The organism is Novosphingobium sp. (genome assembly GCF_049240505.1).
In the GTDB taxonomy this organism is placed as follows: domain Bacteria; phylum Pseudomonadota; class Alphaproteobacteria; order Sphingomonadales; family Sphingomonadaceae; genus Novosphingobium.
This window is the reverse complement of the sequence record NZ_JBMLSM010000173.1, coordinates 62,347-87,714: the sequence shown is the minus strand read 5'-3', so window position 1 is coordinate 87,714 and position 25,368 is coordinate 62,347. Positions and strand designations below refer to the sequence as shown.

Sequence of the window (25,368 nt, the reverse complement as noted above, 5' to 3'; positions counted from 1 at the left end):
GTTATGCGCAACTGGCCATAGACGCTGTTGGTGTTCGCAGATTGCGGCACCAGTGCATAGGCTGCGGTATTGTTGCCCGGCGATGCGCTGGTCATGCGCTGTTCTTCGCGCTCTGCGCCGAACACCAGTTGCACCGCGTCGGTAAAGTGAAACGATCCCTGATATTCGAAGCGGCGTACACGGCCATGCGCATCGAAGTTCAGCGGGCGAATGGATCGCGCCGGATCGTAGTTCTCACGGTCGGTTTCTGTCTGCAACACTGCAAGGCGATTGATGAACCGGCCGTCGAGCAGGGAAAGGTTTATCCCGGCATAGCCGGTCCATTCGGTGGTCAGACCATAAGCCTGCGAATCCCCCGATGTCCCGTCAAAATCGTTGCGGGAATCGGCCCAGTAGCCGCGCAGGTCGACCGAAAGGTTGGGGGTCAGCTTGAGCGTGGCGGTGCCGCTGGCCGACGTGCGTTGATAACCGTCCGGCTCGGTGCCGTTGCTGCGGGCCGATATGCCCTGTGTGGTGAAGGTTGAACCCGCCACACGCCAATCGAGCAGCGATCCGCTACCGCCGATTCCGGCCTGCGCGTTGACCGTTTCATGGGTGCCGGCTTCCACGGCCATGCTTCCCTCCAGCGGCCTTTCGGCGCGCCGGGTCAGCACGTTGACCACGCCGCCGATGGCATCACTGCCCCACAGGATCGATTGCGGCCCGCGCAGGATTTCCACCCGTTCGATATCGTCGATCAGCAGGTTGGAGAACGAATACCCGCCGCCTGTTGCTGATGGGTCGGAAATGCGCACGCCATCGATCACCATGACCGTCTGCGATGAATCCGCGCCGCGAATGCGCATCGACGTTGCCGTGCCAAAGCCGCCATTACGGCTCAGGCTGATGCCGGGCGTGCGCAGCAGCAGGTCTGTCAGCGCGATCGGCTGCAATTGGCGGATGGTCACTTCATCCAGAACCGTCACAGTGGCGGAAACACGGGACTGCTCCACCGGACTGCGAAGCGCGGTGACGACGATAGATGTATCGGGTGCTTCGCCGGGTGCAGGCTCGTCGGCAAGCGCGGGCGACGAGATCAGGGCAAGAGTGGAAACAAGGGTAAATGGGGAAACGACTGGGTATTGGGCAAAGCGCATGATGCGGCTCCCCTCTGGTACGAACGGCAAGAACCCACCGTTCCGACCCGTGGAAGAAGCGCACGTGAAGACTGCACCGGAACCCGGCGCAGCAAAGCGACGCTTCCCGCACGGGGTTTCCCGGCAGGCAGTGGCTGTCGTTGCGCGAGGGATTGTCCCGTCCTGTGGGGAAGGGAGCCTCGAACGTCCGGTGCACCCTGCCCGAACGAAGAACGACTGCGTCAGGCAGGTCTCCTGGCTCACGGGTCAATGCCGGTCCGGCCGCCTTCTCAGGACGATGAAGTCCCAATGGCGTGAATGGCCGGTCGGCTCGCCGCTTACAGTTGCAGGGGCAGCCGGGGTTTTACACCCCGTTCCCTTTTGATCCCCTCTCGGGGAACCTGTCGCGGTGCTGCAGGTAGCGGCGCATTTCGTTTGCTGCAAGTGCGAATGCTTGCGCCTTTCAAAAGGTTGGCATATCAGGACCAGCGTAACGGGTGCCCGAAAGGGCTTAATCGGGAAGTCCGGGCGGCGGTAAAACGCTCAATCCGGCACTGCTCCCGCAACTGTAACCGGTGAGCGTTCCGCCATCATGCCATTGGGATTCGTCCCGAGAAGGCGGCGGAACAGCGATGATCCGGGAAGTCAGGAAACCGGCCTGTTATCGTCGTTTCTCTGCGCGGGCGGGATGCACCGGGCGGACGAAGGCTTCTCCTTCGCGGACGACACATGTGTGCGTTTTTGCCGAAGGGAGCCTGTGATGACCAGCACCTGACATCACCAGACCCGCGCTGCTTGCTGCGGCGCGCAAACGGCTCCCTTGCGTCGGGGTCGCCCGATGCTGCGCAGCATCCATTTCCCACGCTGATATTTCCCATGCTCAGGCATCTCTCACATTCAGGAGGCCGCCAGATGGTCCGTAATGCCCGTTTCGATCTCGCCGTGTTCGGCGCGCTCGCTCTCGTCATGCTCGTCACCCGAACCCATTCGCTCAGCAATGTCATCCACTTGCCTGATACGAGTCTCGCCAGCTTCTTCGTGCTTGGTTTCCTCGTCCGCCGCATTGTTGCCTTCGGAGCGCTGTTCCTGCTTGGATATGCGATCGACGTGATCGTGATTGGCTGGTTCGGCCAGTCCGATTTCTGCTTTACCCCTGCCTACTGGATGCTGGTGCCTGCCTATGGCACGATGTGGCTGGCTGGCCGTTTCGGGGCAGCAAAGCTGGGTGAACGTGCCTCGGCACTACCTGCAATCGCCGTGCTGGTTACGGTGGCGACACTGGTCTCGCAGCTTTTCTCCAGCGGCGGCTTCTATTTCCTCGGCGGGCGCTTCCCTGATCCGACGCTGGCGGGTTTCATGCCGCGCCTTGCACGCTATTTCCCCACCACGCTTTATGCCACGCTTCTGTGGACCGGAGCTGCGGCAGGCATTTTCGCGCTGCTCTCGCTTGCTCGCCCGCAACTGCGTGCGGAAAGCCGCAAGTGACCACGGTCGACGAGGCTGCTCACCGCGAACGGGCGCGCAAGCACAAGGCGGTGGTCGATGCCAAGATCGCCGCCGCCACGCGCGACAAGGGGCTGCTGCTGGTGCTCACCGGCAATGGCAAAGGCAAGTCGTCCAGCGCTTTCGGCATGGTTGCGCGCACACTTGGCTATGGGCGCAAGGCGGCGGTGTTCCAGTTCATCAAAGGTGCTGAAAACGTAGGAGAGAGAGCGTTTTTCTCAGCCCATCCCGACGTGATCTGGGAAAAGTGCGGTGAAGGCTTCACCTGGGAAACCCAGAACCGCACCCGCGACATTGCCTCTGCCCGCGCCGGATGGGAAAAGGCCAAGGCTGCGTTGTCGGATCCCGCCATCAGCCTCGTCGTGCTGGATGAACTGACCTATCTCGTCACCTACCGCTACCTTGGGCTGGACGAGATCATGCCTGCTATCGAGGCGCGCCCCGAAATGCAGCACGTCGTCATCACCGGCCGCGCTGCCGACGATGCGCTGGTTGCCGCAGCAGATACGGTCAGCGCGATCCGCGATGTGAAGCACGCCTTTCGCGATGGCGTGCGGGCGCAGGAAGGGATCGACCGTTGAGCGATGCCTTCTGCCCGGCGCTGATGGTCAGCGCACCAGCTTCAGGGCAGGGCAAGACCACCGTCACCGCAGCGCTGGCGCGCCGCCACCGGCAGGCCGGGCGGCGGGTGCGGGTGTTCAAGTGCGGGCCGGACTTTCTGGACCCGATGATACTGGAGCAGGCCAGCGGCGCGCCAGTCTATCAGCTTGACCTGTTCATGTGCGGCGAAGCGGAATGCCGCAGGCTGCTGCATGAAGCGGCGCAGGAAGCCGATCTGATCCTCGTGGAAGGGGTGATGGGCCTGTTCGACGGCAAGCCTTCGGCCGCCGATCTTGCCGCGCGTTTTGGCCTTCCAGTGCTGGCGGTGATCGATGGTAGTGCGATGGCGCAGACGTTCGGGGCGTTGGCGCATGGCCTTGCCAACTATCGGTCCGATATCCGCGTGGTGGCTGCGCTGGGCAACCGCGTGCGCAGCGAACGCCATGCCGAAATGCTGGCCGAGAGCTTGCCGCCCGGCATGAACTGGCTTGGCACGCTGCCGCCTGATGATGAGGCGGCCCTGCCTGAGCGGCATCTCGGGCTGGTGCAGGCGGACGAGATTGGTGATCTGGACTCGCGCATCGAACGTGCTGCCAGCAACCTTTCAGACGCGGCACTGTGGCTGCCGGAGCCGGTCCCATTCGCCGCTTGCGAGGTGCCGGCCATCGCGCAGCTTCTTGCCGGAAGGCGCATCGCCGTGGCGCGCGACGCCGCGTTTGCTTTCATCTACCGCGCCAACATCGCCTGTCTGGAAGTGATGGGCGCGCAGGTTTCGTACTTTTCGCCGCTCGCCGATTCTGTGCTGCCCGAATGCGATGCTGTGTGGCTGCCCGGAGGATACCCGGAACTGCATCTTGATCGCCTGTCCAACAACCACGCGATGGCCGGAAGCATTCGCTTCCATCACGCGGCGGGCAAGCCCATTCTCGCGGAATGCGGCGGTATGCTCTACTGTCTCGACCATCTCGATGATGGACGTGGGCAGCGCGCGCCGATGCTGGGGCTGTTGCCCGGAACTGCAACACTGCAGCTGCGTCTGGCGGCATTGGGGCCGCAAGCCATAGATTTACCGCCCGGCGTCTTGCGGGGCCACACGTTCCATTATTCGCGCCTTGAAACTGCGCTTCCGCCGCAATGGCGTGCACAAACGCCCGACGCTAGGCCAGGCGAAGCTGTGTTCTGCTGCGGATCGCTGTGGGCCAGCTATTTCCACGCCTATTTCCCATCAGCACCCGAGGCGGTGGCTGCAATCCTGACCGGTGAGGGGGCAATATAGGCGGAACTGACCGCGTCCCAGCAACAGAACGATACATGCCTCTTGCAAATGCAACCGACTCGCAATAGCGGTTCCCCAAGATTCGCTCTTCGGGGAAAAACATGCGTCGTCTCATCGTTTCCATTCTCTGCGCCACGGCGCTCGTTCCGGTTTCCGCACATTCGGCAGAAGCAGAAGCCGATGCGGAAACCGGCGCGGATATGCGCACCATCGTCGTCACCGGGGCGAAAAGCGCAGCGACCACTTCGACCAAGACCGACACGCCGATTGTCCAGATTCCGCAGCCCATCACGGTGATTGATGACAGCGTGTTCCTGGCGCAGGGCGCCGTGAGCATTGGCGATACGCTGAACTACGTCTCAGGCGTCACGGCCAATCCCTATGGCCCCGACAGCCGCGTGGATGGGGCTTTCGTGCGCGGGATCAACGCCCTGCAGTTTCGTGACGGGATGCGCGACATCTTCAGCTACTACGCCAGCATTCGCGCCGATCCCTACAACTTCGGTTCTGTCGAACTGGTGCGCGGTCCTGCTTCGGTGCTGTTCGGACAGGGTGCGCTGGGTGGCATCGTGAACCTTGTGTCCAAGCGGCCCGAGTTCGAGACGCACGGTGAGGCATCGCTGCGCTACGGCTCGTTCGATCGCAAGGAAGCGCTGTTCGATCTTACCGGTCCGCTGACCGACAGCGTGGCCGCGCGCGTTGTGGCAAGGGTCCGCGATGCGAATACACAGACCGACTCCGTGCCCGATGACCGCGTAATGGTTTCGCCCTCGATCACGTTCAAGCCTTCGCCCGACACCACGTTCACGCTGATCGGCCTGTATCAGGAGGACGATGGCGGTTCGACGGCGCAGTTCCTGCCGCTTGTCGGCACGATCCTGCCCAATCCCAACGGCAAGCTGGCCAACAGCCTGTTCGTGGGCAAGCCGGGCTGGGACCGATATGATGGACGTCTGCTGCAGGGCACCGCGCTGCTGGAACATCGCTTTGACGAGAACGCCCGCATCAACCTGAAAGCGCGCTATATCGACAGCGATCTGACCTATTTCACGCACTACCCGGACAACTACAGCAACCCGACCAATCCCTTCCTTGATGCCGACCAGCGCATCATGGGCCTCTATGTTGATGGCAGCGTTGCGCGGATGGAGATATTCTCGACCGACAATAACCTGCAGTTTGATTTCAACACGGGTCCATCGGTGCGGCACACGGTTCTGGCGGGCATCGATTACAGCGCCAATTCTGTCTACAAGATGGGCGGGTTCGCCTATGAGACGTTCGATATCTACGATATCGATTACGCCGCGCTCTCGGATTACGGTGGCGGTCTGCCGACGCCGACTTACGTTGCCGAGGATGTCGATCAGGAGCAGACGGGCATCTATCTTCAGGACCAGATTCGGCTCTACGACCGCGTATCCGTGGTGCTGGGCGCACGGCGCGACTGGACGCGGGCCAAGAGCATGGGCGGTGCATGGCGCCGCGATTCCGCAACGACATTCCGGGCCGGAGTCATCGGGGAACTGGCCAAGGGCATTTCGCCTTTCTTCAGCTACACCGAAAGCTTCGAGCCGATTGCCGGAACTGCCAGCAACGGAAGCGCCTTCATTCCCAAGTCTGGTCGGCAATTCGAAGCCGGGATCAAGTTCCATCCAGCAGACGCAGTGCTGGTTACCTTGACCGGGTATCACATCCGCGAAAGCAATCGCCCGGTTTCGGATGACAGCACCCTCGATCCTTTCGATCAGGTGCAACTCGGCGCGCTGACGTCGAAAGGTGTCGAGTTCGAAGGTCGGGCAACGCTGCCGGGACAGTTGAGCCTGATCGCCAACGCAAGCTACAATGAAGCACAAGCCGACGGCACGGGCCGCCAGATCGACAATGTGCCCAAGTTCAATGCTTCGCTATGGGCGACCAAGGGCATCGCACTGAGCGATGAAGCCTCGCTGCTGTTGGGTGGCGGTGTTCGCCACGTTGGCAGCCAGCGTTCGTTCGGTGCAGCGTTCCCCGATGGCGTTCGCACCCCTGCCTTTACGCTGGTGGATGCGCTGGTCGAACTTTCGTGGCGCGATTGGGCCTTTACGGTCAATGCCACCAACCTGTTCGGCAAAAGCTATTATTCGGCCTGCCTTGCGCGTGGCGACTGCTTCATGGGCAGCGAACGCAATGTGATGGGCACTGTGAGCTATCGGTTCTGATGTCGGGCAGCGCCCTGCTGGCAGTGGGTGCCGCAGCCGGTCTTTCCGGTGTGGGGGCCTTGCGCCTTTCGTGGGGCGTGGCTCGACGCTCGACATTGCTCAACACCGTTGGCTGGGTGATGCTGGGTGGGGCATTGATCGCCGGATGGACGTCTGCGGGGGTATGGGGCGCGACGGTCGTTTCCCTGTGGGCGATGGGTGCAGCGCTGGCGCTACTGGCTGCCGCAGCGTGGGGTGATCCGTCGCCGCGTGGTAAGGGATCGAACCGGCGTGCGGGTATGTTGGCCGAACCCGGTGAACCCCGGCAGACCTTGCGGCGCGTTACAACCTTTATCATCGTTACTGTTGGCGGGCTTGTAGCTGCTGTGGCTTTTGGCGTGGCAACGCGCTGGGTGGCCCTGCTGATCGGAGCTGACGAAGCCAATGCCAATGTCCTGGCCTTTTTCGCGGTGCCACTTGCATGGTCTGTCGTTGCGTTTGCGCTGCTGATGACGAGTCGCCGAAAGCGGCAGTTGGCAATGATTGCCATCCCTGTGGTAGTTTCCATTCCGGCGCTGATCAGCGGGAGCATGACGTGAGCCGCATCATCGAATCCGGGACCGTCAAGAAAGCGCTGTCGGCCCATGCGGCCATTGGGCTTCTGGCTGGAGCGTTGCTCTATATAGTGTCGCTGACCGGCACCGTGGCCGTGTTCTACGAAGAACTGCAACGGATTGAACAGCCCGGCGCACCAGAGATGCCTGCAATCGCGCCCGAAGCGGTTCAGCGCGGTGTTGAAGCCGTGCTGGCGACCGAGGCGGGCAAGCCGCGCACCACACATCTATATGTTCATCTGCCAACCGATGATCTGCCGCGCGCCACGATCACCACTGATACGCAGGCATTCCATCTGGATCGGGACGGGGCAATTGCCGCGCCTGAGGAAATCGCGTGGTCCGATTTCCTCGTCGCGCTGCATTACACGCTCAACCTCCCGGCTATTGTCGGCATCACGATTGTAGGCATCCTCGGCGTGATGATGCTGGCCTTGGCGCTGAGCGGCGTGATCGCGCATCCCCGTATTTTTCGCGATGCCTTCCGTCTGCGCGCCAGGAACGACAGCGGCATCGGCCTTGCGGACTGGCACAACCGGCTAAGTGTGTGGACGCTGCCTTTCTCGATTGCCATTGCGCTGACCGGCGCGATGATCGGGATGGCCACGGTTACCGCCTATGCCATTGCCAGCAGCAGTTACGGTGGCGATCTGGAAGCCGTGTATGCACCGGTTTTTGGTGCGGAGGGCAAACCGGATGCCGCACCTGCATCTGCGCCTGATGTTGCGGCGGCACTTGCCTACATGGCGCGGCACTATCCCGATGTGTCCATCACATACGCGACGTTGCACGATCCGATGACGCGTGGCCAGCATGTCCAGATCGTTGGTGAGCACGAACGCAGGCTGATTTTCGGTGAGTATTACGGCTTCGATTCCACTGGACGCTTTCATGAAACGGCTGGGCTTGCCGACGGAAAGCTGGGCCAGCAAGCGGCGGCTTCGGCCTATCAGATGCATTTCGGCTCCTTCGGCGGGCTGCCGGTAAAGCTTGCCTATTTCATTCTTGGCGCGGCGCTGACCGCAATCTGTGCGACCGGAACCTACATCTGGCTGGGCAAGCGGCGACGGCGCGGGATTGATGAGCCGATCTTGCGCGCGCTGTGGCACGGCGTGGTGATCGGAACGCCCGTGGCCTTGGTCGTGACCTTCGTTGTGCGCGTGTTAGCTGGGAATACATTTCCTTTTGCAGCAATTTTCTGGTCGGCGCTGGTGGCAGCGGAAGTGATTGCGGTGATGGCAGTGCGCAGACGGCCCAGCGCAGCGTGACGCCGACAGCAGTGTAAATAACGCGGGAACCGAGTGTCGATCCATGCGTTTGGCACGGCACCTCTAGTTTCGTTACGCAGGGGGCGGCCAACTCTTGCGAGAACTGACACAGGTGAAGACAACACATTTGGCGCCGCTTTCGCGCACCGCAGACAGGTGGTCTGTGGTCGGACTTCTGGTGGGTGTCGCTTTCTTCGTGATCAGCGCCGCGTCTGCCTATTTCAACATAGAGCGCATCCGTGCCAGTGACCGGCAAATTCGCCACACGCATCAGGTGCTGATCGGCATGAACGAACTGCTTTCGGCAACGCAGGATGCCGAAACCGGGCAGCGCGGCTATTTGCTTACGGGCAACAGCAGTTATCTGGCGCCGTACAATGCCGGAGTGAAAGGCGCGCGTGACAAGCTTGCGCAGCTTGCTGACCTCACGCGCGACAATGCGCTGCAGGGGGCAAACCTTGTTCCGTTGCGCAATCATCTCGACGCGAAGCTCAAGGAACTGGCCGACACGGTCGCCCTGCGGCGCACGCAGGGCATTGCGCCCGCACTGGCGGTTGTCGCGAGTGATCGCGGCAAGGCTGAAATGGACGCGATCCGCGCTCAGCTTGATGTCATGGCGCGTGAAGAATTGCGCCTGCGACAGCTGCGCATGACCGAAATGCAGCTTGCATCGCAGACTGCGATTGTCAGTGGGGTTGGGGCAAGCCTGATCGGCATTGCGCTGACCATCGCGATATTCTTCATGTTGCGGCGGACAAGTCGCAGCCGCGCGCGCCAGCAGTGGCTTCAGGAAAGCCTGGTCGGCCTCGCCGATGTCATGCGTGGCGACAAGACCGTGCCCGAACTTGGTTCGGCCATTCTCGCCTATCTTGCGGACAGGACGGGTTGCAGCGCCGGCGCCCTCTACAAGGGGGAGGCAGGGACGTTCAATCGCGCGAGTATGATCGGCGTGCCGGGGGATGCCGACGTGCCTGAATCTTTCGTGGTGAACGAAGGCCTGACTGGCAGAGTTGCGGCGGAAGGCAAGCTCATAACGTTGAGCGACGTACCGGCGGGCTACCTGACCATCGGGTCCGCGCTCGGCCGCCAGACCCCGCGCCATCTGGTGATCGCGCCAGCTACAGCAGACAACGTGGTGAACGTGGTGATCGAACTTGGCTTCTTCGATCCGGTTGATGATCTCGTCATCGAACTGCTCGACCAGTCGGCAGGGGCCATTGGCATCGCGCTGCGTTCGGCCCGCTTTCGCGCGCGTCTTCAGGATGCACTTGAGGAAACCCAGCGGCAGGCAGGCGAATTGCAGGCGCAGAGCGAGGAACTGCGGGTTTCGAACGAGGAACTGGAAGAGCAAGGCGTGGCGCTGCGGGAATCGCAGACGCGGCTGGAGCTTCAGCAGGTCGAGCTTGAACAGACCAATTCGCAGCTTGAAGAACAGGCTCAGGCACTGGAATCGCAACGTTCGGAGCTGGAACGGTCAACCCTGGCCCTGCAGGTGAAAGCGCGCGAACTGGAGCAGGCGAGCCAGTACAAGTCCGATTTCCTCGCCAATATGAGCCATGAACTGCGGACGCCGCTCAATTCGCTGCTGATCCTGTCCAAGCTTCTGGGGGACAATCCAGCTGGCAATCTTTCGGAAGAACAGGTCAAGTTTGCGCAGACTATAGAGTCTTCCGGCAACGATCTGCTGACCCTGATCAACGATATTCTCGATCTGTCGAAGATCGAGGCAGGGCATATCGAGATCCAGCCCGCGCCCGTATCGGTAGAGCGACTTGCCGCCGATATGCTCAAGGTGTTCAAGCCCATCGCGGATGAGCGCGGCCTTGCGCTGGAGATTGCGCTGGCACCCGATTGCCCACCGCAGATCGAAACGGACCGGCTGCGGCTCGAACAGGTGCTCAAGAACCTGTTGTCCAACGCGCTGAAGTTTACCGAGCGCGGCAAGGTCAGCCTCTCCATCTCCACGGTCGGCACCGACCGGGTGGAACTGGCCGTTTCCGATACCGGCATCGGCATCAGGCCAGACCAGCAGGAGGCGATTTTCGCCGCGTTCCAGCAAGCCGATGGCACGATCAGCCGAAAGTATGGCGGTACGGGCCTTGGTCTGTCGATTTCGCGTGAACTGGCCCGGTTGCTCGGCGGCGCGATCCGGCTCGACAGTGAAGTCGGTAAGGGCAGCCGCTTTAGCATCACCATCCCGATAAACTACGATCCGGTATTGGTGAGGCCAAGAGATCAGGCGGTCGTTGCGGCACCGTCTGCATCGCAAGCCCCGGCTCTGGCACAAGATGCCCGTCCTGCCGCACCACGTCGTGCGGTTGAGGACGATCGTGGCGCGCTGAGCAATGGTGATCAGCTACTGCTGGTGATCGAGGACGATCCGGCCTTCGCCGCGATCGTTCGGGATTTGTCGCATGAGATGGGCTTCCGCTGCGTGATCGTCGGCACCGCAGGCGAAGCGATCGACACCGCTCGGGATCTGAAGCCCAATGCCATCATCCTTGACGTTGGCCTGCCCGACCAGTCCGGGCTTACCGTGCTTGACCGGCTCAAGCACGATCACAGCACGCGGCACATTCCGATCCACGTCATCTCCGCTGGCGATCAGGGCCAGACTGCACTGGCCCTTGGGGCTGTAGGTTTCCTTGGAAAGCCTGCCCGGCGCGATCAGCTTGCCGAAGTGCTGGCGGGGATGCAGGCGAAATTCGCATCGCCCGCGCGCCGCATCCTGATCGTCGAGGATGACGACGTGCAGCGCGATGCCGTGAGCCAGCTTCTGAAATCGCAGGACGTCGAGACAGTAGGCGTGGGAACAGCGGCTGAATGCCTCGATCAACTGCGCGACCAGAACTACGACTGCATGGTGCTTGATCTCACGCTTCCCGATGCGTCCGGCTTCACGCTGCTGGAAAAGCTGAGCGAGAACGATGGGCAGAGTTTCCCGCCGGTGATCGTCTACACCGGGCGCGATCTGACAGCGGACGAAGAACAGCGACTGCGGCGCTATTCCAGTTCGATCATCATCAAGGGGGCGAAATCACCAGAGCGTCTGCTCGACGAGGTTTCATTGTTCCTGCATCGTGTGGTGGCTGAACTGCCGCCTGAGCAGCGCCAGATGATCGAGAAGGCACAGCACCGCGATGCCGCACTGGAAGGTCGTCGCATCCTCATCGTCGAGGACGATGTGCGCAACGTCTATTCCCTGACCAGCGTGTTCGAACCGCGCGGCGCATTGACCCAGATCGCGCGCAATGGACAGGAAGCGCTCGACGCACTTGCGGCGTCGGAAGACGATCCTGAACGGAAGATCGATCTGGTGCTGATGGATGTGATGATGCCGGTGATGGATGGGCTGACCGCCGCCCGCACCATTCGATCAAACCCCAAGTGGAGCAAGCTGCCCATCGTCATGCTGACCGCCAAGGCCATGCCCGATGATCAGCGCAATTGCATCGAAGCAGGCGCGAACGATTACATGGCCAAACCGATCGACGTCGACAAACTGTTGTCGCTCGCGCGCGTGTGGATGCCGCGATAGTGACGGAAACGCTTGAAGATATCGAGATCCAGCTTCTGCTGGAGGCACTCTATCACCGCTATCACTACGATTTCCGGCACTACGCCCGCGCTTCGATCAAGCGCAGGCTCTTGCAGGCCCGCGTGCAACTGGGTTTCGAAAGCATTTCCGCGATGCAATCCGCCGTGCTGCACGATGAAAGGATGCTGCCGCGCCTGCTCAACTACCTGACCGTGCAGGTCAGCGAGATGTTCCGCGATCCAGCCTATTATCTTGCGCTGCGTGAAAAGGTGATCCCGCACCTCAAGACCTATCCGTCATTGAAGGTCTGGATTGCCGGATGCAGCAATGGTGAGGAACTTTATTCGCTGTCGATCCTGTTCCGCGAGGAAGGTCTGGCTGACAAGACGATGTTCTACGCAACGGATATCAACCCCACAGCGCTGAAAAAGGCACAGGCCGGCGTCTATCCGCTCGACGATATCCGCCTGTTCACCGAGAACCACCAGAAGGCAGGCGGGCGGTCGTCGCTGTCAGACTATTACACGGCAGACTATGGCCGTGCGGTGTTCGACAAGTCGCTGCGCAATCAGGTGGTCTTTTCCGATCACAGTCTTGTCACCGATTCCGCCTTTGGCGAGATGCATCTGATTTCTTGCCGCAACGTCCTGATCTATTTTGACCGCCCGTTGCAGGATCGCGCCTTGGGCCTGTTTCGGGAATCGCTGGCGCGCAGGGGTTTCCTTGGCCTTGGTTCCAAGGAAAGCCTGCGCTTTTCAGCCCATGCCCACGCCTTTGCCGATTTTTGCCGAGAGCAGCGGATTTACCAAAGGAGCGAGCCGTGACGGCTGGCGCTGTTGTGATCGGCACGTCGGCAGGCGGCGTTCAGGCGCTTTCCCGCATTCTGCCGGGCATTCCGGCGGACTTCCCATTGCCGTTTATCGTCGTCGTTCACGTTCCGGCGCGGCGGGACAACGCGCTTGTCGAACTGTTTGGCAGCAGGTGCAGTCTTCGGGTCAAAGAAGCGGAAGACAAGGAGCCGCTCGAAGCGGGCACGGTCTACTTCGCGCCGCCGGACTACCATTTGCTGGTGGAAAGGGATGGCACCATCGCGCTCTCGTCGGACGAACTTGTGAACCATTCCCGCCCTGCCATCGATGTGCTTTTCGAAACGGCTGCGGATTTTTTTGGCCCGGCACTTACCGGCATCGTGCTGACCGGGGCCAACCATGACGGCGCCGCTGGGCTGAAGGCGGTGGGGAAGGGCGGCGGCATTGCCATCGTCGAAGACCCGGCCTCAGCCGATGTGCCGACGATGCCCTCCGCAGCGCTGGACGCATGGCCACTGGCGCGCGTGATGGATATCGATCAGATCATTGCCTTCCTTCAAGAGCCAGCAGCCCGATGATGGTACAGACCGACCCTATCAAATTCCTGCTGGTCGATGATCTGGCGGACAATCTTGTGGCTCTCACCGCCCTGCTCAAGCGGGACGGGCTGGACCTGCACACTGCGCGCAGCGGTGAAGAAGCGCTCGAACTGATGCTTGTACACGACTATGCCTTGGCGCTGCTCGATGTGCAGATGCCCGGCATGGACGGGTTTGAACTGGCAGAGTTCATGCGTAGCAACGAGCGGTCGCGGCATATTCCGATCATCTTCGTCACAGCCGGTTCCACGGATGTGACCAAGCGCTTTCGCGGCTATGAAGCGGGCGCGGTGGACTTCATCCAGAAGCCGATCGAGGCCGATGTGCTGCGGTCAAAGGCCAACGTGTTCTTCGATCTTTACGATCAGCGCCGCCAGATCATTGCGCAACGCGATGAACTGGCCCTGCTCAGTCAGGCGCTGCAAGCCGCAGACAAGCAGAAGAACCGCTTTCTTGCCGTCCTGGCGCACGAGTTGCGCAATCCGATTGCGGCACTGAACGCCGGGCTGAATCTGCTGGCACGGCGCGAAACCTCGGATGCGGTTCGCCATATCGGCGGTGCGATGGGGCGCAGCCTGAAGCACATGGCACGCCTGGTCGACGATCTGCTGGACATTGCCCGCATCGATCAGGGCAAGATTTCCCTCAAGGCAGAACGGCTAAACCTTCAGGATGTTGCCACTTTCGCGGTGGAAACCATCCAGCCCGCGATTGATGAGGCCGGGCATAGCCTGCATCTTGACCTCGCGCCGCAGCCGATCATGGTTGTGGCCGACCACGCCCGCGTAACCCAGATCATCGGCAACCTGATAGGGAACGCCGCCAAATATACGCCCAAGGGCGGCGAAATCCGCGTGACGCTTCGTGAAGAAGGTTCATCGGCCATTCTTGAGGTTGCCGACAATGGCATCGGCATCCCGCGCGATCAGCAAAGCCGGATATTCGGCATTTTCGAACAGGTCGATCTGGGCGGCGGGATCAAGCAGGACGGGCTTGGTGTCGGCCTTGCGCTGGTGAAGCAACTGGTCGAACTGCATGGCGGCTCGATCGCGCTGAAGCACAGCGCGCCGGGCGAGGGCAGCACTTTCGAGGTGAAACTTCCGATAGACGCTAAACCAGTCGGTAAACCTGAATAAGGCGGCCATTTCCATTGGCCTTCAGGTTGGCAGCATAAGCGGGCGGCACCGGATAGGTCAGCGTCGCCACGAACACGGATTCCCGCAGCCATGCGTATTTGCTTCCGGGCACGTTGAATGTCGGCAGCAGGCGAAAGGTTTCTTCGCTGTAGGCAAGCCCGCGATTGTGGATGATGATCTGCACCCCATCGTCTGTTTTCAGCCGATACAGTGCATCGACCACCTCTACACCATCAGGCCGCGTCACCGGAAAATCGCCGCCGCCGGGAATGACCGTGCCCTTGATCCCGCGTCCGGTGAAATAACCGCACGTGATCGGCCATGCTACATCGCGCTTGCCATCGGCGGCGGTAGTGTCCCCTGCCGGTCCCATCGGTTCGGGGTCTGAACAGACCGGCACGATATCCATCACCCATTCCACGCCGGGCTTGTCATAGAGCTTGGGTTCCGCGGCCTTTGGCAAAGGCGACATCGGGGCTGCACTCGCGCTGCGTGCGGCCACAAGCGGCAGCGCCGCGCCTAGCAGGCCAAGCGTGGTACGGCGGGAATGGGTCATCGGTGCATCCTCTTGTCTGGTGCGCGAACTGTGCCACGCAGCGCAAATATGCGCGTATCCCATTTGGTAGACGCGGGCGCCCCGAAGGCAGGCTTACCCAACATGCACCTGCTGCTTCGCCCCGGCATTGCGGCGGGCAGGCCAAAAAACAAAGCATGAGGGTATGATGATCAAGCGTTCGATCCATCTGATCGCAACCGCCGCGCCGCTGGCGATTGCAGCATTCGGGGCCAGCCCCGCATTGGCGCAGGACCAGGGCAATGCTGCTGCTGACGCTCCGGTCGCACCCGGCGAAATCGTGGTCACCGCAACCCGTCGCGCCGAAGCGCTGAGCAAGGTGCCGCAGTCCGTCACGGCATTGAGCCAGACTTCGCTCGACCAGCGCGGCATCAAGGACATTTCGGGCGTGGTCCGCCAGACTCCGGGCATCCAGCTTGATCCAAACGGCTTTGGCAACCAGAGCAACATCGCCATTCGCGGCGTCAGTTCCACGGTCGGCGCGGCCACGACCGGTATCTATATCGACGATACGCCGATCCAGAGCCGTCAGATCGGTTATTCCACCACCAACGTCTTCCCGGCTGTGTTCGATCTGCAGCGCGTCGAAGTGCTGCGCGGCCCTCAGGGCACGCTGTTCGGCGCTGGTTCGCAGGGCGGCACCGTGCGTTTCATCACCACTCAGCCCAGTCTCACCGACACGCGCGTCTATGGCCGGGCCGAACTTTCGGGCACGAAGGGCGGAGAAGCGTCCGGCGAATTCGGCGTTTCGGGCACGATGCCGCTGATCGATGGCAAACTTGGCCTTGCCGCAAGCCTGTGGTTCCGCCGCGATGGCGGTTGGGTTGATCGTACCAATGGCAATCCGGCGCTGGCTGGTGGGCGGGTGTTCGAAAACGTCAATCGCAACGAAACGCAGGTGGGCCGCTTCGCGCTGAAATGGGCACCGGTTGATGGGCTGGAGATCACGCCCTCGCTGTTTTACCAGCGCCGCATTACCAGCGACAGCGACGTCTATTGGGAAGACCTGTCGAACCCCGATGAAGGCCGTTTCATCAGCGGAAATCCGCTCGCCAGCCCGGATCGCGACCGGTTCTATCTTCCTGCGCTGAACATTTCCTATGACTTCGGCAGCGTGCAACTGGTCAACAACACGTCCTACTACGTGCGCGATCAGAGTTCGGATATCGATTATTCCACGCTGTGGCCTTCGGTGTTCACCGGGGTTCCCTTCATCGATCCCAACTATCGCGCCACAGCCTTCATGCGCAACGATCAGCGCACGTTCACGCAGGAAATGCGCCTGCAATCGACCGCGAAGGATGCCCGGTTGGCGTGGGTGCTGGGTGCGTTCTATGCAAAGTCGGTGCAGCGTTTCGAAGAAGACGTGCTGGACCCCGATTTCGCGTCCATCTTCGGTGGTATCCCGCCCGAATTCATCTTCGGCGTGCCACTGGTTGATGGCCAGTATTCCCTGTCCGGCTTTGGCCGTGGCTCGGACGAACAGATCGCGGGCTTTGCCGAGGGTACTTTCGCGCTGACGCCGGAACTGAAATTCACGGCGGGCCTGCGCGTTTCGCACACGAAGTTCGAAGGCAGTTCGCTGTTCGATGGCCCGGTTTCCGGTTTCCAGTTGCAGACGCCGCAGAAGGTTTCGGAAAACCCGATCACGCCCAAGGTTTCGGTCAACTGGCAGGCCACGCCCGACATGCTGCTCTATGCCACGGCGGCAAAGGGCTATCGCATCGGCGGCACCAACGCGCCCGTGCCGCTTTCGGTCTGCGGGCCGGACCTTGCCGGATACGGCTTCTCGAATGTGCCCGGCACTTACAAGTCCGACAGCCTCTGGAGCTATGAAGCGGGCGCAAAGGGGCGCATCGGTTCTGGTGCCAGCTTTGCCGCCAGCGTGTTCATGGTCGACTGGAAGGACATTCAGCAGAACGTCTACCTGCAGCACTGTGGCGCGCAGTTCACCGCCAACCTCGGCAAGGCCAAGAGCAAGGGCTTCGATCTGCAGACAACAATCAAGCTGGGCGGCGGCTTTACGCTTGATGGCACGCTCAGCTACACCGACGCCTATCTCACGCAGGATCTGGCAGGCGGTGCGCTGGCGGCGAGGGGGGACCATCTGGAAACTCACCCGTGGACCGCAGCCATCGGCGGCATCTACGAAACATCGCTGGGTGAAGAAGGCACGCTCTATCTGCGCGGCGATTATCAGTACAAGAGCCGGGGCAAGATCACGACTGTCACCGATCCGCGCACCAACTCCTACGATCCCGGCGCAATCCGCACGCCCGAACTCAACTTCGCCAGCCTGCGCATGGGCTTCCGTCAGGGACCGGCTGACATCTCGGCATTCGTCGATAACCTGACCAACGACAGCGCGATCCTTTCACGCTCGATCCAGGTGTCCGGCGTGGGTTCCTATCGCAACATTTCCCTGCGCCCCCGCACGTTCGGTCTGACCATGCTGGTGCGCCAATAACCGTCTGATTTTCCTGAAGAGGTTTCCTGAAATGCTTCGACGCAATCTTTTGCTCCTCACCGCTGCCGCAGCGGCGCTGTCCCTGCCGACAGCGCCCGCCACGGCGCAAACCGCCGCGCCGCATGTCCTGCCCGATGGTTCGGTCCCGCCCGGCCTGCGCGCTGTGCGCCAGCATATGCTGGACGCGCCGCAGAACATGCTGGTGTTCCATTCGATCGAGCACTTGTTCCAGACCCGTCCTGTCGCAAGGTCTGGCCCTGTGGCCGCACTTGCCAAGGTAGAAACGGCTCTGCCTGCCGCCACCATCGCCGGGAAGACGATGACCGCCGATGCGTGGGAGGATCGCACCTTCACCAACGCCTTCCTCGTCATGCGCGATGGCAAGATCCTGCACGAAAGCTATCGCAATAACACCGATGACCGCACGCACTATATCTCGTTCTCGATGGCCAAATCGATCACGGCGATGCTGGTAGGGGCTGCCGTGGCTGACGGCTCTATCAAGTCGATAGACCAGAAGGCGACAGACTATGTGCCCGAACTCAAAGGCAGCGGTTATGACGGGGTGACGATCCGCCAGTTGCTGCAGATGCGTTCGGGCGTGGATTATGAGGAGCGCTACGATTTCGGCGACAACCCCAGCATGGCCGCGAAGATCTTCCTCAACGCCATCGTCGCCAATACCGAACGCTTCGCCGATACGGCCACCCAGGTCCGCCGCAAGTGGGCACCGGGCAGCCATTTCAACTATTCCACGCTCGATACCTCGGTGCTCGGCTGGATTCTGGAACGGGCAACGAAGCAGCCCCTGTCCGAATACACCAGCCGCGTGCTGTGGCAGCCGATGGGCATGGAGTCCTATGGCTTCTGGATGGCCGATGGTCCGGCGGGCACGGGCCGCGAATTGAGCGGTATGGGCTATAACGCCACGCTGCGCGATTTCGCGCGGCTTGGGCAGATGATGCTGGATCAGGGCAGGTTCAACGGAAAGCAGGTGCTACCCGCCGATTGGGTGCGGCAGGCTACCACCATAACCTCCAACGCCGATGCCGGTGCGCCGCCGGTTCCGGCAGATGTCACCAGCCCCTTCGCGCGTTCCGGCTACGGCTTTCAGGTCTGGACGCTGGACGATACCGGTGCCTACATGGCGCTGGGCCTGCAGGGGCAGTTCATTTACATCCACCCCGCCACCCGCACGGTCATCGTCAAGCTCAGCTACTTCCCGCCCGAAGGCAGCCCCGATGGCGATCGCGCGCTGGAAGAGACGCTGGCCTATTTCAAGACGCTGGTGAACTGGCGGGGTTGATGTCCAATGCGCAGGGGCGGGCAATCCGTCCCTGCATCGCCACCGACTGAAAGATCATGCGCACCAGATCGGATTGCCGTCCCGCACCGGTCTTGGCCAGAACCTGCTTCAATTGCACGCGCACGGTGCCTTCGGTCGTGCCGCGCTGTCCGGCGATGCTGCGCACCGTTTCGCCCGCCGCCAGCGCGGCGGCAAGCTGCGCTTCGGCCCGCGTCAAACCGAACAACTGCATCAGATCGGTGCTTGATGGCAGTCGCACACGCTCAGGCTCGGCAAGCAACAGCACGGCCATATCGTCGGCATAGACATGGCGGCGCACGCCTGCTGTGCGCACATGCAGCGGCATCAGGGCTGGTTGACCCAATACGATCAGGCCATCCGCCGATTGATAATCAAGCTGCCGATGCACCAGATCGCGCAAGGCCTTCATTGCCGTGCCAGATGCGCTCCACAACCGCCCCTGCCGGATCGAAAGTTGTGGCGAAGCGGCAAGCATCGCCTGCGCGGCGTCATTGCACCATTCGATGCGCAGATCCTCGTCACACAGCAGCATCGCGCTGTCCACCGCATCGGCGGCGGCGCGAAACCGGTCCGCAGCGTCGGTCAGATCGCGCAGCCGGGCCGAAAGGTGAAGTGATTGGCGCAAGTGCGGCAGGAACGCCTGCAAAAAGGCTTCCTCCGCTTCCTGGATATCGCGATGGTCCCCGGCATCACGGTGCAGGATCATCGTAACGTGACGGCCGCCATCGACCGGGAAACTCGTCCAGAACCCCGCACCCAGACCAATCGAGGCAAGCCCCGCATGGACCGCCTGCAGCGCTTTGGGATCATCACCAAAAATGCGCGCGTCGCTGCTGATCGGTGGCGGCGGATAAGTGCCGGGGCGGCTCAGGCGCAGATTGCCGGGTTCTGCCAGCCAGCGATCATGGGCACAGGCCTGCGAAACGGAATAGCTGTCACGCACCATCCACATCTGATGCAGCCGATCCCCGCGCGACCGCAGCAACTGCACCGCCGCATTGCGCACGCCAAACCGCGCGCAAAGCTCGTCCAGCAGCGGCAGCCATGCCGTCTCGCATTCGGGCGTGCGATACAGCTGTCCCAGCAGCCCTTCATCGACATTCAGCGCCATGCCGCCCTCCCATGCGAACCGGTCTGATCATGATATGGTCCGCAGGGAAGGGCAAGCCAGCAACTCAATCTGCCCGAACAGACCCTTCCAGTATCTGCAGCGTCTTCAGATCCGAATGGAAATCCAGCGCATAATCGCCACCTTCGCGCCCGATCCCTGAAATGCCCACACCGCCAAACGGGGCCGTCAGATCGCGCACGAGGAAAGTGTTGATCCACACCGTGCCGCCGCGCACCGCACGCCCCACGCGCTCCGCGCGTTCCGCGCTGCCGGTGTAGACGATGCCGGAAAGACCATAGGCGGTGGAGTTGGCCAGCGCCACGCCCTCGGCCTCGTCGCGAAATGTCTGGAAGGTCAGCACCGGACCGAACACTTCGCTCTGCACCACTTCGCTGTCGTTGCTGCGGGGAACGATCAGCGTCGGCTCGATCCAGTTCGCGCCTTCCTTCCACAGCTTCCCGCCCCGCACGATCGTATCGCCAGCGGCGCGGGCGCGTTCGATGAAGCCAAGCACCCGTTCGACATGGATGGGGTGGATCAGGGCAGACATGGTGGTCTTGCCATCGCGGCTGTCACCCATCACGTGCGCGTCGGTATAGGCGTGGAACTTTTCGAGGAACTCGTCCTTCACGCTTTCTTCCACGATGATGCGGGTGCCCGCCATGCACACCTGGCCGCTGTCATCAAACTGCCCTGCGGCTTTCTTTGCCGCCGCATCGATATCGGCATCGGCAAAGACCAGCAAAGGCGATTTGCCGCCAAGTTCGGCAGTGAACGGCACGATGTTTTCTGCCGCCGCCTTGCCGATCACGCGCGCCGTGGGCACGCTGCCGGTAAAGCTGATGCGCTTGATGCGCGGGTCCGATGTCAGCGCATTGCCCAGTTCCGCGCCAAGCCCCTGGACGATGTTGAACACGCCCGCCGGAAAGCCCGCTTCATCGATCAGGTCGGCCAGCACTGAGGCCGAAAGCGGGGACCAGTCCGCCGGCTTCAGGATCACGGTATTGCCAGCGGCCAGCGCGGGTGCGCACTTCCATGTGGAAAGCATGAAGGGCGCGTTCCACGGCGTGATGATCAGGGCGGGGCCTGCGGGCATACGGATCACGCGGTTCAGAGTGCCGCGCGATGACCACACGCGCTCCTGATGCTCTGTCGCCAGATCGGCGTAGTTGCGGAAATTGGCCGCGCCCCGCAGAATTACGCGCAGACGCAGGCTTTCCAGCAACATGCCCATGTCGAGGCATTCGACCGTTGCCAGCTTTTCCACATTGGCTTCGATCAGGTCGGCCAGACGGTGCAGATACACGCCGCGTTCCGCAGCCGAAAGCGCGGCCCACGCCGGAAAGGCATCGGTCGCGGCCTGCGCGGCCTGCGCGGCGGTGGTCACCGTTCCGCGTGAGATGTCGGCTAGTTTCCATGACCAGTCGAACGGACAGCGCGTTTCGAAGGTATAGGGCGATGACACGCGCTTGCCCCCGATGAAGTGATCGGGCGAAACGGAAATGCCGGCAATGTCGATGCGTTCGCGCATGATGACCTCAGATATAGTGCAGGTAATAGGCAAGCTGATCGGCGTCGGCCCTGTCTGAAACGATCTTCACTTCATCGCGCTTGATGGCGATGAAATTGGCGATCATCTCGGGGCCGACCGCGTGTGCCAGCACGGTGTCCGCCTCCAGCGCGTCAAGCGCATGGGCAAGGCTGTACGGCGTGTGGCGATCGGTGTTGATGGTTTCCAGCCCGTCGTTGGTTTCGGGCGCGGGCAGGTCATAGCCGTTTTCCAGCCCCAGCAGCGCTGCCTGCAACATGGCGGCAAGCGCGAAGTAAGGGCTGGCGGCACAATCGGCCATGCGATGTTCGATGCGGGCGGCAGGGCCGGTTTCGGCTGAAACGCGCACGGTGACCGAACGATGATCGATACCCCAGTTGGCCCAATAGCCCGAAAGGCTGCCGGGCTGCAGCCGGGCATAGCTGTTGGTGATCGGTGCCATGATCGCCGCCAGTGCTTCATGGTGGTGGATCAGCCCAGCGATGCAGCCTTTCATCTCTGGGGAAAGCGTGCCGCTGGCCACGTCGTTGGCAAACACGTTGCTGCCGTCGGGACGGTTGAAGCTCAGGTTGAAATGCAGCCCGCTGCCCGCCTTGTCGGCAAAGGGTTTGGGCAGGAAAGAAAGCAGGTATCCGCGCTTGTACAGCACTTCGCGCGCCATCTGCCGGAACAGGAAGGCGTCGTCGGCGGCCTTCATCGCATCGGCATAACGCAGCGTCAGTTCGAACTGCGGCGCGTCGAATTCGGCGTTCATCGATTCTACCGGAATGCCGCAGGCCGCTGCCGTTGCCCATATTTCGTCGATCAGTCCGGCAGGATCGGCAAACGGCCCGGTGCCATAGACATAGGCACCCGGCGTATCATAGGGCACCCATTCCCCGTTCGCGCCGCGTTGGAAGATATAGGCTTCCATTTCCACGCCCACCATCGGGTCCAGCCCGAGTGCGCGCCACGCATCGATGGCGCGTTGCAGCGCGCTGCGGCCGCACAGGGCAAAAGGTTCACCCTTGAACCGCAGCGATCCCAGCGCGATCTGCGTGCCGCTGTCCCATGAAGGGCGCAGGTCCTGCGGATCGAACACCATTTCCATGTCGGGCAGGCCATCCAGCATCCCGCCACCGGGCGCGGCGACCATCGCCTTGTCATAGGTCACCGCAAAAGTGCCCACGCACATGCGCGTGTGCCCTTTGGCCGCATCCGCCATCGGCACATATTTGCCGCGCGCAAGATTAAGCTGATCCGCAAACAGCACCCGGCACCGGCTCGCCGTCCCGTCGTGAATGCGCGATGAGTCGATCTTTGACATGGTGTTCATGGTTCTCCCCAGGCCACCCGGCTCTTTCGTGGGCGGTCCATCTGGATGGTGTTCAGCGCGCGATGACGCGGACCGGCAAATGCTTGATGCCGTGGATGAAGTTGGATCGCAGATAGCTGTGGTCCGCCATCTGCTCGATGCTCGAAAGCCGCTTGGCCAGTTCCTGCATCACGATGGCCACTTCCAGCTTCGCCAGCCACATGCCCAGACAGATGTGCGGCCCGCCCTGGCCGAACGACAGGAACGGATTGCGCGCGCGCTGCAGATCGATGGTATAGGAATCGGCAATGGCCGTCTCGTCGCGGTTGCCGGAAAGGAACCACAGAAGCACCTTGTCGCCCGCCTTCACCTGCCGATCATGGAAGGTGAAATCGCGCGTGGCGGTGCGCCGGAAATGGGTGGTGGGCGAAGCGTAGCGGATCATTTCGTCTGCCGCCGCTTCCCAGCTTGCAAACGCCCCATCCCTCAGCGCCTGCAACAGATGCGGGTTGTTAGCCAGCGCGTGGATCGTGGCCGAGATCGAATAGCGGGTGGTGTCGTTGCCTGCTGCCACGAGCAGGCAGAAGAAGTTGCGGAACTCGTCGCGGCCCATCCGCGCGCCGGTGCTGGTCGGTTCGCGCACAAGATTCAGCACGCCGATCTGTTCACCTGCGTCCATGCGATCAAGCAGGCCGTTGGCATAGTCGAACAGTTCCATCGCTGCGGGCGACCGGAACGGCAACATGCGGTAGGCATCGGTATCGACCTGATCGACCACGAAATCGGTGTAGTCCGGGTCGGAATTGGAAATCAGCGCATCGCCTTTTTCCACCAGCCACGGCCCGTCTTCCTGCGGCACGCCCATGATCTGTGCCAGCATCTGCATCGGCAACCGGCGGGCGATCCGGTCAACCGCGTCAAACTCCCCTTCCTCCAGCGCCACGTCGAGCAGGTCGGTCACGATCTTGCGGATCTGGTCTTCAAAACCCGCCACGGTGCTTTTGGAAAAGGCCTTGGAAGCCAGCGCGCGGAAACCGCGATGGTGCGGGGCGTCGGTTTCCTGAAAGGTCTTGCGCGCTTCGTATTCCTCTTCGGTCTGGTCCTCCATGCGGATGCCCTTGGCCGATGAAAGAAGGTCCGCCTGCCGGTTCAGTTCCAGCAGATCGGCATGGCGCGTGACCGACCAGAAGCCCCGGTCGCCATTGACCATTTCGCTCCATGCCATCGGATCTTCGCGGCGCATCCGGTCGAACGTGGCAAACGGCGCGCCTTCGTTGAACGCATCCAGTGATGAAAGATCGACGTTCGGGTCGGTCGAGCGCGAGAAGGGAAATTGCATCTGGTCCTCCAGTCCTGATGCGGTGCTAGTCCCGGCGGGGGCAGGGGGACTTGGCTTAAGCGGACAGACTGGAGGGGGGCTATTCAGGTCGGCCGGACTTGCGCCTATTGGAATCGGCGGCCTTACGGAAAAGGAACGCTGGGAATATGGGCGAGATCATCGGAGCCGGCATCGTCGCACATGCGCCGACCATCATGATGTCGAAGGAAGATCGCTACGAATTGAACGAAGGCAAGGAAATCAGCCTCGTTCCGGGCCTGCACCGGCTGAAAAGCGAAGTGTTGGACGTGCTGAAGCCCGATACCATCGTGCTGTTCGATACGCACTGGTACACCATCGTGGAATTCTGCATCGCCGCGCACAGCCGCCGCGCCGGGCTTTATACTTCCGACGAACTGCCGCGCGGGATGAAGCAGATTCCCTATGACCTCAAAGGCAGCCCCGCGCTGGCCCACGCAATGGCAGAGCGGGCGACCGAGGCCGGAGTCCGCACCACGGCGATCGATGATCCCTGGCTGCCGATCCACTATCCCACTGTAAACCTTTCAACTTTTCTGCAGGGTGAGGAGGAGTGGGTATCGGTCAGCCACGCCTATTCAGGGGAGCCGGACGATTTCCTGAAAGTGGGCGAGGGCATCGGACGCGCAATCCGGGAATCCGACAAGCGGGTGGTGCTGATCGCCAGCGGATCGATGAGCCACCGCTTCTGGCCGTTCAAGCAGATACCCCTGCACGAAGCCTCTGATCCCATTCACATTTCCAGCCCCGAAGCGCGGGAGGCCGATCTGGAGCGCCTGCGCTGGTTCGCCGAGGGAAACCACGCGGCGGTGATCGATACCATGCCGGAATATCTGCGCCACGTACCCGAAGCGCGGTTCGGGCATTACCTGATGATGGCGGCGGCGTGCGGCGGACGGGATTGGAAGGCAAAAGGGCGGCAGTTTTCGGACTATGAAAATGCCACCGGCACCAGTCAGGTTCATGTGTGGTTCGATTGACCGGGAGGACGTTCGATCAGGATGCAGCAAGGGGGCCGAAAGGCCCCCTTTTCCGTTATTTAGGTGCGTCT

General features: G+C 61.7%; 19 protein-coding genes and 2 riboswitches. Of the genes, 13 read left to right on the top strand and 6 right to left on the bottom strand.

The annotated features are described in order from the left end of the window. On the bottom strand, positions 1-1,136 hold a 1,136-nt coding region (locus ACOVQ0_RS14190), incomplete at its 3' end, for a TonB-dependent receptor (RefSeq protein WP_421885629.1). Positions 1,137-1,343: 207 nt separating this feature from the next. Then, a riboswitch (cobalamin riboswitch) is annotated at positions 1,344-1,535 on the bottom strand. 58 nt (positions 1,536-1,593) lie between these two features. Then, positions 1,594-1,791, top strand: a riboswitch (cobalamin riboswitch). 236 nt (positions 1,792-2,027) lie between these two features. Between ACOVQ0_RS14190 and ACOVQ0_RS14185 the strand changes: the two genes are divergently transcribed. From ACOVQ0_RS14185 to ACOVQ0_RS14140, 10 genes are all read left to right on the top strand, one after another. After that, entirely contained in the window at positions 2,028-2,600 is a 573-nt protein-coding gene (locus ACOVQ0_RS14185; RefSeq protein ID WP_421885627.1) for a hypothetical protein, read from the top strand. After that, positions 2,597-3,199, top strand: coding sequence for a cob(I)yrinic acid a,c-diamide adenosyltransferase (gene cobO / locus ACOVQ0_RS14180; protein ID WP_421885625.1), 603 nt, complete (start codon positions 2,597-2,599; stop codon positions 3,197-3,199). Before ACOVQ0_RS14185 ends, cobO begins: the two co-directional genes overlap by 4 nt. Next, positions 3,196-4,494 (top strand): cobyrinate a,c-diamide synthase, encoded by a 1,299-nt coding sequence (locus ACOVQ0_RS14175; protein ID WP_421885622.1) that lies wholly within the window; start codon positions 3,196-3,198, stop codon positions 4,492-4,494. Before cobO ends, ACOVQ0_RS14175 begins: the two co-directional genes overlap by 4 nt. A 101-nt stretch (positions 4,495-4,595) precedes the next feature. Beyond that, complete coding sequence (locus tag ACOVQ0_RS14170) at positions 4,596-6,695, top strand: TonB-dependent siderophore receptor (RefSeq protein ID WP_421885620.1); 2,100 nt, start codon at positions 4,596-4,598, stop codon at positions 6,693-6,695. After that, the gene (locus tag ACOVQ0_RS14165) at positions 6,695-7,273 is read left to right on the top strand and encodes a hypothetical protein (RefSeq protein ID WP_421885617.1); all 579 of its coding nucleotides are present in this window, start codon (positions 6,695-6,697) and stop codon (positions 7,271-7,273) included. Before ACOVQ0_RS14170 ends, ACOVQ0_RS14165 begins: the two co-directional genes overlap by 1 nt. Beyond that, the gene (locus ACOVQ0_RS14160) at positions 7,270-8,556 is read left to right on the top strand and encodes a PepSY-associated TM helix domain-containing protein (protein WP_421885615.1); all 1,287 of its coding nucleotides are present in this window, start codon (positions 7,270-7,272) and stop codon (positions 8,554-8,556) included. Before ACOVQ0_RS14165 ends, ACOVQ0_RS14160 begins: the two co-directional genes overlap by 4 nt. 112 nt (positions 8,557-8,668) lie before the next feature. After that, positions 8,669-12,094: a response regulator gene (locus tag ACOVQ0_RS14155; protein WP_421885612.1), complete on the top strand. Its 3,426-nt coding sequence runs from the start codon at positions 8,669-8,671 to the stop codon at positions 12,092-12,094. Further along, on the top strand, positions 12,094-12,918 hold the full coding sequence (locus tag ACOVQ0_RS14150) for a CheR family methyltransferase (RefSeq protein WP_421885609.1): 825 nt from the start codon (positions 12,094-12,096) through the stop codon (positions 12,916-12,918). Before ACOVQ0_RS14155 ends, ACOVQ0_RS14150 begins: the two co-directional genes overlap by 1 nt. After that, entirely contained in the window at positions 12,915-13,481 is a 567-nt protein-coding gene (locus ACOVQ0_RS14145; RefSeq protein WP_421885606.1) for a chemotaxis protein CheB, read from the top strand. The genes ACOVQ0_RS14150 and ACOVQ0_RS14145 overlap by 4 nt, the downstream gene beginning before the upstream one ends. Beyond that, entirely contained in the window at positions 13,478-14,638 is a 1,161-nt protein-coding gene (locus ACOVQ0_RS14140; protein WP_421885603.1) for a hybrid sensor histidine kinase/response regulator, read from the top strand. Before ACOVQ0_RS14145 ends, ACOVQ0_RS14140 begins: the two co-directional genes overlap by 4 nt. On the opposite strand, the gene ACOVQ0_RS14135 is transcribed toward ACOVQ0_RS14140, so the two are convergent. Further along, a complete protein-coding gene (locus tag ACOVQ0_RS14135; RefSeq protein WP_421885601.1) occupies positions 14,613-15,194 on the bottom strand; it encodes a DUF3237 domain-containing protein in 582 nt (193 codons plus the stop codon). The genes ACOVQ0_RS14140 and ACOVQ0_RS14135 overlap by 26 nt on opposite strands. A 163-nt stretch (positions 15,195-15,357) precedes the next feature. Between ACOVQ0_RS14135 and ACOVQ0_RS14130 the strand changes: the two genes are divergently transcribed. After that, the gene (locus ACOVQ0_RS14130) at positions 15,358-17,679 is read left to right on the top strand and encodes a TonB-dependent receptor (protein WP_421885599.1); all 2,322 of its coding nucleotides are present in this window, start codon (positions 15,358-15,360) and stop codon (positions 17,677-17,679) included. Between the two features lie 31 nt (positions 17,680-17,710). After that, positions 17,711-18,985: a serine hydrolase domain-containing protein gene (locus tag ACOVQ0_RS14125; protein WP_421885596.1), complete on the top strand. Its 1,275-nt coding sequence runs from the start codon at positions 17,711-17,713 to the stop codon at positions 18,983-18,985. Here the strand turns inward: ACOVQ0_RS14125 and ACOVQ0_RS14120 are convergent. The 4 genes from ACOVQ0_RS14120 to ACOVQ0_RS14105 form a co-directional block, all read right to left on the bottom strand. Then, positions 18,957-20,117, bottom strand: coding sequence for a helix-turn-helix transcriptional regulator (locus tag ACOVQ0_RS14120; RefSeq protein WP_421885593.1), 1,161 nt, complete (start codon positions 20,115-20,117; stop codon positions 18,957-18,959). The genes ACOVQ0_RS14125 and ACOVQ0_RS14120 overlap by 29 nt on opposite strands. Positions 20,118-20,181: 64 nt before the next feature. Further along, a complete protein-coding gene (locus ACOVQ0_RS14115) occupies positions 20,182-21,648 on the bottom strand; it encodes an aldehyde dehydrogenase (RefSeq protein WP_421885591.1) in 1,467 nt (488 codons plus the stop codon). 7 nt (positions 21,649-21,655) lie between these two features. Next, the gene (locus ACOVQ0_RS14110) at positions 21,656-22,972 is read right to left on the bottom strand and encodes a glutamine synthetase (RefSeq protein WP_421885588.1); all 1,317 of its coding nucleotides are present in this window, start codon (positions 22,970-22,972) and stop codon (positions 21,656-21,658) included. Between the two features lie 61 nt (positions 22,973-23,033). After that, positions 23,034-24,299, bottom strand: coding sequence for a cytochrome P450 (locus tag ACOVQ0_RS14105; protein WP_421885585.1), 1,266 nt, complete (start codon positions 24,297-24,299; stop codon positions 23,034-23,036). Positions 24,300-24,445: 146 nt separating this feature from the next. On the opposite strand from ACOVQ0_RS14105, the gene ACOVQ0_RS14100 reads away from it, so the two are divergent. Then, complete coding sequence (locus tag ACOVQ0_RS14100) at positions 24,446-25,297, top strand: 3,4-dihydroxyphenylacetate 2,3-dioxygenase (protein WP_421885583.1); 852 nt, start codon at positions 24,446-24,448, stop codon at positions 25,295-25,297. Positions 25,298-25,368 lie beyond the last annotated feature (71 nt).

Excerpts from the sequence above, each read along its gene's own strand:
- ACOVQ0_RS14185 (WP_421885627.1), top strand. The coding sequence starts at position 2,028 with ATGGTCCGTAATGCCCGTTTCGATCTCGCCGTGTTCGGCGCGCTCGCT.
- ACOVQ0_RS14170 (WP_421885620.1), top strand. The coding sequence starts at position 4,596 with ATGCGTCGTCTCATCGTTTCCATTCTCTGCGCCACGGCGCTCGTTCCG.
- ACOVQ0_RS14165 (WP_421885617.1), top strand. The coding sequence starts at position 6,695 with ATGTCGGGCAGCGCCCTGCTGGCAGTGGGTGCCGCAGCCGGTCTTTCC.
- ACOVQ0_RS14140 (WP_421885603.1), top strand. The coding sequence starts at position 13,478 with ATGATGGTACAGACCGACCCTATCAAATTCCTGCTGGTCGATGATCTG.
- ACOVQ0_RS14135 (WP_421885601.1), bottom strand. The coding sequence starts at position 15,194 with ATGACCCATTCCCGCCGTACCACGCTTGGCCTGCTAGGCGCGGCGCTG.
- ACOVQ0_RS14130 (WP_421885599.1), top strand. The coding sequence starts at position 15,358 with ATGATGATCAAGCGTTCGATCCATCTGATCGCAACCGCCGCGCCGCTG.
- ACOVQ0_RS14125 (WP_421885596.1), top strand. The coding sequence starts at position 17,711 with ATGCTTCGACGCAATCTTTTGCTCCTCACCGCTGCCGCAGCGGCGCTG.
- ACOVQ0_RS14120 (WP_421885593.1), bottom strand. The coding sequence starts at position 20,117 with ATGGCGCTGAATGTCGATGAAGGGCTGCTGGGACAGCTGTATCGCACG.
- ACOVQ0_RS14115 (WP_421885591.1), bottom strand. The coding sequence starts at position 21,648 with ATGCGCGAACGCATCGACATTGCCGGCATTTCCGTTTCGCCCGATCAC.
- ACOVQ0_RS14110 (WP_421885588.1), bottom strand. The coding sequence starts at position 22,972 with ATGTCAAAGATCGACTCATCGCGCATTCACGACGGGACGGCGAGCCGG.
- ACOVQ0_RS14105 (WP_421885585.1), bottom strand. The coding sequence starts at position 24,299 with ATGCAATTTCCCTTCTCGCGCTCGACCGACCCGAACGTCGATCTTTCA.
- ACOVQ0_RS14100 (WP_421885583.1), top strand. The coding sequence starts at position 24,446 with ATGGGCGAGATCATCGGAGCCGGCATCGTCGCACATGCGCCGACCATC.